Origin of the sequence: Dietzia sp. CQ4 (assembly GCF_014145125.1) — a bacterium.
Taxonomy (GTDB): domain Bacteria; phylum Actinomycetota; class Actinomycetes; order Mycobacteriales; family Mycobacteriaceae; genus Dietzia; species Dietzia natronolimnaea.
The window spans coordinates 1-11168 of the sequence record NZ_JAALDZ010000162.1; the positions used below are offsets into that span (position 1 = coordinate 1).

Here is an 11168-nt window from a genome sequence, read left to right on the forward strand (position 1 = left end):
CGGATCGCCGGACTAGGCGTACCCACTAGCCCTATCTGCCAATCGTGCGCGAAAGTCAGCTTTGGTCCGACTTTGGGCCGAGATTCCTATCGAGTGGCGTCTCTCGACAGCCATCCGTTGGGCGGGCCGCTTGTATCTCAAGATTGGATCTCTGATAGGTGCCATACCGTTCCCGGGGTGACCACCAGTCCACGGCTGGAGCAGTAATCGACCTTCTCGGATCCGTGCAATCGGGCCTCATGTTGAGCCACCTTTGCCAGCTCATCGAACGAGGGGAAGACCCGCCCATGGGCTGTTTCCAGGTGGCTTATTCATGGAGGCCCTCCACTTCCGCCCCTGGGTGGGCTCAGGAGTAGAAGCCCTCACGCAGATTGATGCCGTGCTCGACCCACGCCTTGAGTGCGGTGAGCATCATCGTCCACCCTTCGCAGTTGCCGAAGGCGTTCTCCGCGCCGCCGGGCGTCACGCGCCAGGCCCGCTCGGTGATCGTGACCAGCGTGCGCGCGCCGTCGTCGATCGGTTCGAACTCGAAGACCGTGGTGGTCTCGGTGTCCATGGCCTCGGCGCCCTCCCATCTGATGACCAGTCGCCGGGGTGGATCGGCCTCGACCACCGTCACCGGGAATCGCCCGGGGAAGTCGGCGAACTCCCACGAGACCTCCGCGCCCGGCTCGAGCCGGCCACGGGCGCCCCCGGTGGTGAAGTAGCGGGACAGTTGCGCGGGGTCGGCCACGGCCTCGTAGACGGCGTCGACGGGCCGCCCCACGCGACCCGAGACGGTGAAGGTCAGTTCTCTCAGCTCTCCAGACATGTTGTATATTTACAACATGTCTGCCGGAGAGCGCAAGGGTCAGGGTGACGACGACGCCGTGTTCAAGGCGCTCGCCGCCCCGATCCGGCGGCGCATGCTGGACGCCCTCAAGGATTCGCCGCGCTCGACCGGCGAGCTCTGTGCCCTCTTCCCCGAGAGTGACCGCACGACGGTGCTGCAGCACCTGCGCGTGCTCGAGCGGGCCGACCTGGTGACGGGGCGCAGGGTCGGCCGCGAGCGCCACCTGTCGCTCGCGCCGCTGCCGATCAAGCGGATCCACGACCGGTGGATCGGCGAGTACGCCCGCGCGGCGGTCGAGTTGCTCGACGAACTCGACGGACAGGGCGCATAACGACCTGTTTACAAACCGCGTGTGCTGCTGGGATGATCTGCGACAGCATCTAGTGAGCGTGCGGGTCCGTCCACCGCTGTTGATCGGCGACCCGGTCCCCACCGCACCATCCGTTGAGCGCGACGAGACGCCGGGAGTGCGCCATGACCGGGACCAGTACCGCCATCCGTCAGAGGCGCCGGGGTGTCGCGTGCACCCTCGCGATCCTGCTGGTGTTCTGCGCGGGCCTCGGGGCCGGGACGGGATCGTCGGCGGCCCAGTCCGCCGCCCCGCCACCCGTGCCCCTGCCGTCCGCCGACCCGTTCTACACCCCCGACGGGCCGATCGCAGATCTCGCGCCGGGGACGGTGATCAAGAGCAGGACCATGACCTACGGTTCGCTCGAACTCGCCACACCGCTCACCAGCACCCAGGTGCTCTACCGGACGACCGACCAGGCGGGCGGCCCGAGCGCCACCGTCGCGACGATCCTCAGGCCCCTGGTCCCGGGGCCCCCGAGGCTGATCTCCTACCACATGGCCTACGACGCATTGGGCTCCGAATGCGACCCCTCCTACACCCTGACCGGGAACGGTGCCCCGGGTCGGGCCGCGATCGCCGAACAGGGGGTGATCGCCGGCTACCTCGCGGCCGGCTACACCGTCGTCGTCCCCGACTACGAGGGCCCCGACCTGGAGTGGACGATCGGGCGCCAGTCCGCCTACGCCGCCCTCGACGGCGTCCGCGCGACCATCGACCACCTCGGACTGCCCGCCTCGACGCCGGTGGGACTGGCCGGATACTCCGGCGGGTCCGTCCCCACGCAGTGGGGTGCCGAGGTGGCCCCGACCTACGCACCGGAACTCAACATCGTCGGCGCGGCTGCCGGCGGGCTCCCCGTCAACATCGCACACAACCTCCCGTATGTGAGCGGGAGCGCCACATGGGCCGGGGTCATCCCCGCGCTCGTCGTGGCCTATCAGCGAGCGTATGGGATCGACACCGACAGCTTCCTGTCCGACTACGGCCGTCAGCTCGTCGAGACCGTCAGCTCGCAGTGCATCAACGCCTTCGCCGCCGACTATCCCGGGCTGACCGACGCCCAGATGGTCCGCCCCCCGTACACCTCCCTGTTGGACATCCCCGCCGTGGTCAGCGCGATCGGGGACAACGTGATGGGAACGACGGGCACGCCGCGGGTCCCGATGCTGCTCGCCGTGGGCAACCTCGACGGGATCGGAGACTCGGTCATGGTGACCGCGGACGTCGCCGGCCTGGCGCACGAGTACTGCACCCGCGGCGTCGCCGTCACCTACGCGCAGTACGACCGCCTCGGTCACTCCGAGGCCTTCGTGCCCTTCCAGGCGCAGACAGCCCAGTTCCTCACCGACCGGTTCGCCGGCCTCGCCCCCACCTCCAACTGTCAGGGGTCCTGACCATGTCGACCTTCTTCTCCGCCCGGCCTCACCGCGCACTGAGCAAGGGCTTCTACAAGGACCCCGACTTCGACTACGAGGTGCGGTGTCTTCTCGGCGCCGTCGCCTACGGCGCCGCCGAGGCCGGCGAGATCCTGGCGACCGTCGACGACGTCGGGGACGGCGATCACGACCACTGGTTCCGGGCCTGGCACGACCTCGGGAGCAGGGTCCACGCCGCGGCGGACCGGGAGGCGGCGGCCGGGCGGACGGTGACCGCGTCGGCGGCCTACCTGCGCGCGGCCACCTACCTCGCGGTCGCGGTGAACGCGGCGAGCGGCCTGCAGTCCGAGGACCTGCTGACATCCACCTTCCGCCTGCAGCGATCGAGTTGGGAGCGCTTCGTCGAGACCACCGACCGGATCGTCGAGCGCGTGACGATCCCCTGGGAGCAGGACTCGATGCCCGGGTGGTTCCTCCGGCCGTCCACCGACCCGGGACCCCGTCGGACGCTGGTGATGGTCAACGGCAGCGACGGTGCGACCAGCGGGCTCTGGCACAACGGCGCGGCCGGTGCACTCGAGCGTGGGTACAACGTGCTGCTGTTCGACGGACCGGGGCAGCAGTCGATGCTGTTCGAGCGGGGGATCGGCTTCCGCCCGGACTGGGAGTCGGTCCTCACCCCCGTCGTCGACCTCCTCCTGGGCCGCTCCGACGTGGATCCCGGGAGGCTGGCGGTCTACGGGCTCAGTCAGGGCGGCTACTGGGTGCCGCGGGCGCTGGCGTACGAACACCGCTTCGCCGCCGCGGTCGCGGACCCCGGGGTGGTGGACGTGGCGGCGTCGTGGACCGCGCACATCCCCTCCAGCCTGATGTCGTTGTTCCGCTCCGGCAAGAAGGAGGCGTTCGACCGCGACATGTCCCTGGGGGTGAGGTTCTCGTCCTCGACCGCGCGGACGTGGGCGTTCCGTGCGCGCCCGTACGGCCGGACCGGGTACTTCGACACCCTCGCCCAGGTGCACGAATACGCGCTCACGGCGGACGAGATGGCCGGCATCACCACCCCGCTGCTGGTGACCGATCCGGAGGACGAACAGTTCTGGCCCGGCCAGTCCGAGCGGCTCGCCGCCGGCGCGGGCGGCCCCACCGAACTGGCGCGGTTCACCGCCGCCGAGGGCGCCAACTTCCACTGTCAGCCACTGGCCAGACAACTCACCGACGCGCGGATGTTCGGCTGGCTCGACTCGGTCCTGGCCTGACCGCCAGACGGCGTGACCGCGTGACGGCTTGACCGCGTGACGGCCTGGTCCGCCGCTCGCGGGAGCGCGGTCAGGCGGTCGTCTCGTGCAGATCCGCCGCCGACACGTGGCGGATGATCTCGAGCACGCGGGGATAGGCGCGGGAGTCCCCGGACACGAGCGAGACGTGGTCCTCGTCGTTGAACAGGATCATCTTGGCCTTCCCGCCGGCCCGGGTGACCGCGTCCACGTAGCGCTGGGAGTTCTCGGGCGCCACGGTCACGTCGCGGGCCCCGTGCATCGCGACCACCGGTGTGCCGGGGTCGATGTTCTGGATGGGGTCGACCTTCGCGTACCTCCCCGAGACCTCCGACGGGGTGCCACCCATCGCCGTGACGATCCTGTCGTCGCCGTGGGTGGCCGCGTAGACCATGTCCAGGGGGCCGGCGATCGAGACCACCCGCGTCGGGCGGAACGCCGGCTTCGCGCCGACCTCGTCGTCGTCCAGCAGGTGCCGGGTGCCGCCCCACACGGCGAGTTGGGCTCCCGCGCTGTGTCCCACCACCAGCTCGTCGTCGGTGGTGATCTGCGGGAACCTCTTGTCCACCTCGACCACGTGGTCCAGTGCGCTCGCGACGTCGTGGAAGGTGGTCGGCCATCCACCGCCCGACCCCACCCGTCGGTACTCGATGTTGTAGACGGCCATGCCGCGGCTGGCGAGCTTGCGGGCGAGAGGGTCGAACGAGTCGGCCCCGATCTGGTCCTGCCACGCCCCGCCGTGGATGAGGACCGCCAGGGGGATCGAGTCGACCCGCTGCTCGCCGGCGGGCAGGTAGAGATCAGCCCAGTTCTGGTCCGGATCCGGGGAGCCGTGCGTGGGGTACTCGAAGCGCTGGACGGTCACCTCGTCGAGCCTGGCGGGGGCGCCCGGATCGGTCACCACGACCGGCGCCGCGCCGGTGGACACACAGGCGGATCCCACCGCCAGGACGGTGGTCAGACCCAGGCCGATCCGCGCGGATCTCCTCGTCCGGGAACAACGACGTCGCTGTGGCATGAGCACCAATTTTCTCAGGAAAAGTTCAGGTCGAAGGTGGACCGGCTCGTGCTGGATGCGTCGGCCAATCGCGTCGGTCCGGTGGGGGGCCCGGATCGGGTAATGAAATCCATCTTAGAATGCACGACGCGATATTACTAAGGAGGCCCCCGGTGTGGGAGGTGGTCCACGCCGCGAGGAGGTGGGCGACCCGGGTCCGGGGTGCTCGGAACGGGCGGGGTCCGGGGCGCGCGGAGGGGCCCGCGGGCCGGCTACCGGACGACCCGGACCCGTCCGGGTTCAGGTGCGCTCAGCGGGCCCTCGTCCTCCACGTACCGGAGCAGGGCGTCGATGTCCGTGAGGCCGGCCTCACGGCGATCCCCGCGCTCGGCGAGGGGCGAGCCGTTGAACTCCGGTGAGGCGAGGAACTCGTTGACCACGACGGTGTACTCGCTGGCCGGATCGACCGGTTCGTCGTCGACGCGGAGTTCGGTGACCCTGGCCCCGACCGGTCGACGGGCATCCACGGTGTAGCTCACGTTGGACGAGACCGCCGGGCCGTTGTCGCCGATGTCGTCGGCGAAGTGGTCGAACGCCGCCTGGAGCTCCTCGCCGGTCACGGTCACCAGGTAGAGGCGGTCGCCGTAGGGCTGCACGGTGTGCAGGGTCGCGTAGTCCAGGGGGCCCTGCGGCAGGTCCGTGCGCAGCGAGTCCGGGTTGGACAGCGCGAGCTGTGCGCCACGGCCCCGCGTGGCGTGGAGCTGGCAGTCGGCGATGACGTCCGCCAGGGGGGACTCCCCGTTGGCGTCCATCCGCCGGGGGATCGTCTCGGTGGCGGAGCCCAGGGGAGTGCGGGCCGCCGGCGCGGCGGCGGCACCGGCCTGGCGCACGAGCTCCTCGGTGCCGGGGTCGGGTTCGATGTCGAGGTTCACCGTCTGGTTGAACGCCGAGGTCTGCGGGCGGATCACGTCGCCGGTGGCGGGGTCGACGGCGAGGTCGACCACGGTGACCGACCGACCGTGGGACGCGGGCGCCACCACCACCCGCTCGTCGTTCTCCGCGTCCCGCACCCGGCAGGTCGCGGGACCGCCCGAGGCGCCGACGATCAGCGCGTCGACGGCGGGGTCCAGGCGCTTGACCAGGTCCAACTCGGTGAGTTCGTCGGGGCAGGCGCCGGGGTCGAGGTTGCCGTGCACGGTGGTGGACTGCACTAGGCCCACGATCGCCTCCACGCCGAGGAACTGCAGCGCCTCCACGGTCTCGTTGACCGCCTTGACCGGGTCGGCGAGCCGGGTCGTCGTCTCCGGGGCGCTGTCGGAGGGGAGGGTGACGGCCACGACCCCCACGCGGACGTCGCCGATGCGGTGGATCGCGAACGGGAAGGTGGGAGCCGCGTCGGGGGAGGGGACGACGTTGGAGGCCAGGAACGGGAAGGCCGCGCCGCGGAACGGTGGCAGGGGCGGGTCCACCCGGCAGTCCTGCTCGGTGCGGCACCCCGGACGGACCAGGGAGCGGACGTGGTCGGCCCCCTTCTCGAGCTCGCGCCGCCCGACTCCGGCGCCGTCCACGCCGAGACGGTTGAAGAACTCGATCGTCGGCCGGTCGCCCAGCAGCGCCGCCTCCGGAGAGGTCCCACCGATCGAGTCACCGGTGGCCAGCAACATCGCGTCACCGGCCTGGTCGCGCAGCTTGCCCACCGTGGCGGCCAGGTGGGCCCCACCGCCCGCCGGCCGTACGTTTCCCGAGCCGTCCCGGAGCTGGCCCTGGAACCCCACCGGCCGGGTCAGCGCACCGGAGAACTCGCCGATGCCGAGGATGCGCACCGACTGCGTCTCCTCCGAGGGTGTCCAGGGGCGGCCGGACTCGCCGGTGCGGGCACCGGCGAGCGGGGTGGCGGCGAGGGTGAGGACCAGGGCGCCGATGGCCACGATCACCAGCGTGACGATCGCGGTCCGGCGGAGCGAGGGTGAGCCCGGTCCGTGGTGGCCTGCCGGGGATGGTGAGCCGGACCATACGCGGGTCCCGACCAGCGAGGAGTTCATGTCGTCCCATGAACTCTGCTGTCTCATCCGGCTCCTTCGATGTCCTTCGGTGTCGATCCGTCGCTGACACGCGTGATCACCAGCGGGAGCACCGCTCTGCGCACGCGAACCTTGCCCACTGTGCCGGTGTGAGGTCACGGGAGCCCGCCGGAACAGTCACGTTCCGGTCACAAAAGCGCGTGCGGCGTCCAGGAGGCGGTCGTTCTCGACCGGGTCGCCGATCGTCACCCGCACCCCGTGGCCGGCGAAGCACCTGGTGACGACGAGGTGGTCGCGGCAGTGCGAGTCGAATTCGGCCGCGGCGTCCCCGAGCGGCAGCCAGACGAAGTTGGACTGGCTCTCCGGCACGGCATGGCCGAGATCGATCAGCGCGTCCCGGACCCTCGTGCGTTCGGCCACCACCGCATCCGTGCGGGCGCGGAGCTCGTCGCCCGCGTCGAGGCAGGCGATCCCCGCGGCCTGGGCGAGCGAGCTCACCGAGAACGGGACGACCATCTTCCCCACGGACACCACCAGGTCCACCGGCCCGGTCAGATACCCCACCCGCAGCCCCGCCAGGCCGTACGCCTTGGAGAAGGTACGCAGAGCCACGACGTTGGGCCTGGCCATGGACTCCGCCACGCCGTCGACCGGGTCCTCTGATCGGACGTACTCGTAGTACGCCTCGTCCAGCGCGACCGTGACCCGCTCGGGGACCCGGTCGAGGAACTCGGTGAGCTCGGCGTGGGAGACCGCCGGACCGGTGGGGTTGTTGGGGGTGCAGATGAAGATCAGCCGGGTCCGGTCGGTCACGGCGTCGGCGATCGCCTCGAGGTCCAGGGTGCCGTCGGCCCGGTTCGGGACGGGGACCGGGACGGCGTGCGCGATCCGCGCGATGATGGGGTACGCCTCGAACGATCTCCAGCCGTAGAGGACCTCGTCCCCGGGTGCGCACACCGCCTGGACGAGCTGCTGGCACAGCGCCACCGAGCCGCAGCCCGCGGTGATGTTCCGCGACGGGATCCCGAGGAACTCCGCCAACCGGGACACCAGCGCTCCGGCGGTGATGTCCGGGTAGCGGTTCACCCCGGCCGCGGCGTCCACGATGGCGGCCGCCACGCTCGGCAGCGGTCCCGCGGTGGTCTCGTTGGAGGCCAGTTTGACCGCTCCCGGGACGGTGGCGCCGGGGACGTAGGAGGGGATGGCGTCGAGGTCGCTGCGCACGTCGGGGGACATGCGTACAGAGTAGGACCACCGGATGACGTCGGGGTGTCCGGCCGTTTTGCGCACCGCGCCGACCGGTGTGTACTGTTATCCCTCGTTGGCTCAGCAGAGCCTCCAGGAGGCGTGCCAGAGCGGCCGAATGGGACTCACTGCTAATGAGTTGTCCTCCTTAAAGGGGACCGGAGGTTCAAATCCTCTCGCCTCCGCCATGCCGGAGCACCGGGTGACCGGTGGAACTGGCACGACAGATGAATAATGCGCCCGTAGCTCAATGGATAGAGCACTTGACTACGGATCAAGAGGTTAGGGGTTCGAGTCCCTTCGGGCGCACAGCAGCGGTACCGGCAACGCCCTCGTCCACGCGGACGGGGGCGTTCGTCGTTCGTCCCTCCACCGATGCCTCACCGGGCCGCGGCCGTGTCCCGCCGATGCGCCCGGAGGGTCTCGGCCTGGTCCCAGATCACGATCACCCAGAGGGTGGCGATGACACTCCAGCCAATTGCCGTGGTTGACACGCCGTTCTCTCCCGCGGAGACGAGGTCGGGGTGGATCACCGACTCCTGGGTCAGGACCAGGACCGTGAGGAAGGCGCCGAACACGACGTCGGTGACCACCTCGACGGCCAGTCGCCGCCGGGACCTCCCCGGGCGGGCCAGGCGCCGGATCTGCACCAGCGCCAGCGCCCCGATCAGGGCCAGGTAGCCCGCGAGCCAGACGGTGGGGATGTCCGGGTTCACCACCGTCTCGCCGCCGTTGAGGTGTCCGATGTAGAGGAACGTCGACGGCACGAAGGGCACGGCGGCGAGCAGCGCGAGGAGGTTCAACGAGACGATCGCGTCGATGCGGGTGTCCGGCCGGACCCGCGGATGGTCGAGTTCCGACGGGTCCCACGCGGTCGACGTGGTGAAGAGGTTGCGGCCCCCCTCGGGCGTGGTCCGCTCGACGATCACCACGAGCAGGGTCCAGGCCGCGAACGCCCACAGCAGGGCGGACACCACCCCGCTGACGACCTCACCGATGAGGCCGCCCAGTTCGGCCTGCGGGGCCGTCACCACGTAGACGATCGCGCTCGTGAGTGCTGCCAGGGCGCCGACGATCGGCATGAGCCAGCGCAGGACACGCAGCCACGCCGGGTAGACCTCGGGCCCGATGAGGTAGTGCCGTGCGCCCGAGTAGCGACGCGCCAGCGCGGCGGGGTCACCGAGCCGACCGAGCACGGCGCGCTCGATCGAGTCGGGGTCGGCAGCCGCGGCGCCGTCGCCGTGCCGGTCGAGCTCGGCCGCGACCATGTCGTCGATGGTCGCGGCGATCTCGGCGGAGATGTCGTCGCTCGTGCTGTCCGGCAGCCGCCGGACCACCTCGGCGACGTAGCGATCGGTCAGTGTGGACATCACGTCTCCGCCTTCCGCAGATCGGTGTAGGAGGCGCCCAGCGCCTGCCATTCGGAGTGGAGCAGCTCGGCGGTCTGGGCACCGAGCGCGGTGGTCTCGTAGTACTTGCGGGGTCGGGGTTCCTCCGTCCGCCACGTGGAGGTGAGCAGCCCCTGACCCTCCAGGCGGCGCAGCAGTGGGTAGAGGGTGTTGGCCTCGGTCGAGATCCCGGCCTCGGCCAACGTGGTGAGCAGGGCGTACCCGTAGCGCGGTCGCATGCAGGCCAGCAGGCTCGCCAGCACCACCGAGCCGCGCCGGAGCTCCTGCAGGTGGGTCCCCAGCACCGCGTCCACGCCGTCGCTCATGCCTCACACGGTACTGTGTGACACACAGTATGGGAAGAGTGCGCCGCACAGGCACCCGGCTCGAGGCCGGAACGGTGATCGTCGGCGTGGGGGGACGCCCGCCCGCCGCGGCCCCCGCCCCCGCGGCCGATGTCGTGCGCGGGGGTCGGGGGTGGGGCCGACGGTACGACGACGACGAGACCGGCCGCTTCGTAGGCTGTGCCGATGCCCCAGCCCGCTCGAGATGCGCTCCGCCGCAACGCCGGCCATCTGGCGTCGGTGGCACTGGTGATCATGTGGAGTTCGGGCTACGTCGGCGCGGAGCTCGGGACCCGGACCGGTGGGACCTCGCTGCAGCTGCTCGGCTGGCGGTTCTCGATCCTCGGGCTCCTGCTGCTCTCGGTCTGCCTCGTGCTCCGGGTGCGGTTGACCGACCGGAGGGCGTGGGCGAGGCAGGCGGTGCTGGGTCTGTTCAGTCAGGCCGTGTTCCTGTTCATGATCTTCGAGGGTGTCGCCCGCGGCGTCGACGGCGGGACGGCGGCGCTGATCGCGGCGCTGCAGCCACTACTCGTGGCGACGGTCGCGGGCAGGTTCCTCGGGGAACGGACCACACCGGTCACGTGGATCGGCATGCTGCTCGGAATGACGGGCGTCGTGGTGGTCGTCTCGGGCGGCCTGGGTGCCGGCAGCGCCCCGTGGTGGGCCTACCTGTTCCCGGTGGCCGGGATGCTGAGTCTGGCCACGGGGACGGTCCTCACCCAGCGTCTCAGGCCCACGGAGACCCTGCTCCAGTCCATCACCATGCAGTCGGTCGTCGCGGCGGTGGCCCTGGTCGCCGCGATGCTGCTGGCCGGGCAGGGCGCGGTGCCGGCCGAGCCCGAGTTCTGGGTGGCGGTGGCCTGGCTGGTGTTCCTCTCCACGCTCTGCGGGTACGTCCTCTACGTGTTCGTCACCCGCACCAGGGGCGCCACGGTGGCCAGCGTCCTGCTCTACCTCACCCCGCCCACCACCATGGTGTGGGTGTGGCTGATGTTCGGGGTGCCGATCACTCTTCTCGCGGTGGTCGGTATGGCGGTCAGCGCGGTCGGCGTGATCCTGGTGCTGCGGTCCCGGGCAGCGGCGCAGGCCCAGCGCGACCGCCGGTAGGGCTCGGCAGGGAGCCTGTGGACGGGGCGGCCCGGACGGGAGACTATTCAGGGGTGAACCCGGAACAGCCCGACCACGTCCAGCGCATGCTCGCCGACCTCGACGCGAGGCTCGGGCGGATCACCGCCGAGGTGGCGGAGGTACGGAGCGGGCTGGCGGCGCTCGGTCGGCAGACGCGGCCAGTGCAGCCGACCCAGCCCGTGCCGCCCGGGCAGCCGACCCCGTCCGTGCC

Annotated in this window: 10 protein-coding genes and 2 tRNA genes; 6 read left to right on the forward strand and 6 right to left on the reverse strand. The window is 70.7% G+C overall.

Features of this window, described 5'->3' with window-relative positions:
* Positions 1 to 346: 346 nt before the first annotated feature.
* Positions 347 to 811 carry an SRPBCC domain-containing protein gene (locus G6031_RS10180; protein ID WP_182645443.1) on the reverse strand — a complete coding sequence of 155 codons (465 nt, stop codon included), beginning with the start codon at positions 809 to 811 and terminating at the stop codon, positions 347 to 349.
* A 16-nt stretch (positions 812 to 827) separates the two neighbouring features.
* On the opposite strand from G6031_RS10180, the gene G6031_RS10185 reads away from it, so the two are divergent.
* The 3 genes from G6031_RS10185 to G6031_RS10195 all read left to right on the forward strand — a co-directional run bounded on the left by G6031_RS10185 (position 828) and on the right by G6031_RS10195 (position 3816).
* On the forward strand, positions 828 to 1163 hold the full coding sequence (locus G6031_RS10185) for a metalloregulator ArsR/SmtB family transcription factor (RefSeq protein WP_241734317.1): 336 nt from the start codon (positions 828 to 830) through the stop codon (positions 1161 to 1163).
* Between the two features lie 143 nt (positions 1164 to 1306).
* Positions 1307 to 2578, forward strand: coding sequence for a lipase family protein (locus tag G6031_RS10190; RefSeq protein WP_182653197.1), 1272 nt, complete (start codon positions 1307 to 1309; stop codon positions 2576 to 2578).
* Between the two features lie 2 nt (positions 2579 to 2580).
* The gene (locus G6031_RS10195; protein WP_182653198.1) at positions 2581 to 3816 is read left to right on the forward strand and encodes a prolyl oligopeptidase family serine peptidase; all 1236 of its coding nucleotides are present in this window, start codon (positions 2581 to 2583) and stop codon (positions 3814 to 3816) included.
* Between the two features lie 70 nt (positions 3817 to 3886).
* Here the strand turns inward: G6031_RS10195 and G6031_RS10200 are convergent, their stop codons facing one another.
* The 3 genes from G6031_RS10200 to G6031_RS10210 all read right to left on the reverse strand — a co-directional run bounded on the left by G6031_RS10200 (position 3887) and on the right by G6031_RS10210 (position 8088).
* Positions 3887 to 4852 (reverse strand): prolyl oligopeptidase family serine peptidase, encoded by a 966-nt coding sequence (locus G6031_RS10200; RefSeq protein WP_182645440.1) that lies wholly within the window; start codon positions 4850 to 4852, stop codon positions 3887 to 3889.
* Between the two features lie 251 nt (positions 4853 to 5103).
* Positions 5104 to 6900 (reverse strand): 5'-nucleotidase C-terminal domain-containing protein, encoded by a 1797-nt coding sequence (locus tag G6031_RS10205; protein WP_182653199.1) that lies wholly within the window; start codon positions 6898 to 6900, stop codon positions 5104 to 5106.
* A 129-nt stretch (positions 6901 to 7029) separates the two neighbouring features.
* Positions 7030 to 8088, reverse strand: coding sequence for a pyridoxal phosphate-dependent aminotransferase (locus G6031_RS10210; RefSeq protein ID WP_182653200.1), 1059 nt, complete (start codon positions 8086 to 8088; stop codon positions 7030 to 7032).
* A 105-nt stretch (positions 8089 to 8193) separates the two neighbouring features.
* Here G6031_RS10210 and G6031_RS10215 point away from each other — a divergent pair.
* Positions 8194 to 8285 (forward strand) — tRNA-Ser (locus G6031_RS10215).
* 48 nt (positions 8286 to 8333) lie between these two features.
* A tRNA-Arg gene (locus G6031_RS10220) sits at positions 8334 to 8406 on the forward strand.
* 71 nt (positions 8407 to 8477) lie between these two features.
* Here the strand turns inward: G6031_RS10220 and G6031_RS10225 are convergent.
* Together G6031_RS10225 and G6031_RS10230 are read right to left on the reverse strand one after the other, a co-directional pair.
* On the reverse strand, positions 8478 to 9467 hold the full coding sequence (locus G6031_RS10225; RefSeq protein WP_182653201.1) for a hypothetical protein: 990 nt from the start codon (positions 9465 to 9467) through the stop codon (positions 8478 to 8480).
* Entirely contained in the window at positions 9467 to 9811 is a 345-nt protein-coding gene (locus G6031_RS10230; protein WP_031265220.1) for a helix-turn-helix transcriptional regulator, read from the reverse strand. The genes G6031_RS10225 and G6031_RS10230 overlap by 1 nt, the downstream gene beginning before the upstream one ends.
* A 204-nt stretch (positions 9812 to 10015) precedes the next feature.
* Between G6031_RS10230 and G6031_RS10235 the strand changes: the two genes are divergently transcribed.
* Positions 10016 to 10936: a DMT family transporter gene (locus G6031_RS10235; protein WP_182653202.1), complete on the forward strand. Its 921-nt coding sequence runs from the start codon at positions 10016 to 10018 to the stop codon at positions 10934 to 10936.
* Positions 10937 to 11168 lie beyond the last annotated feature (232 nt).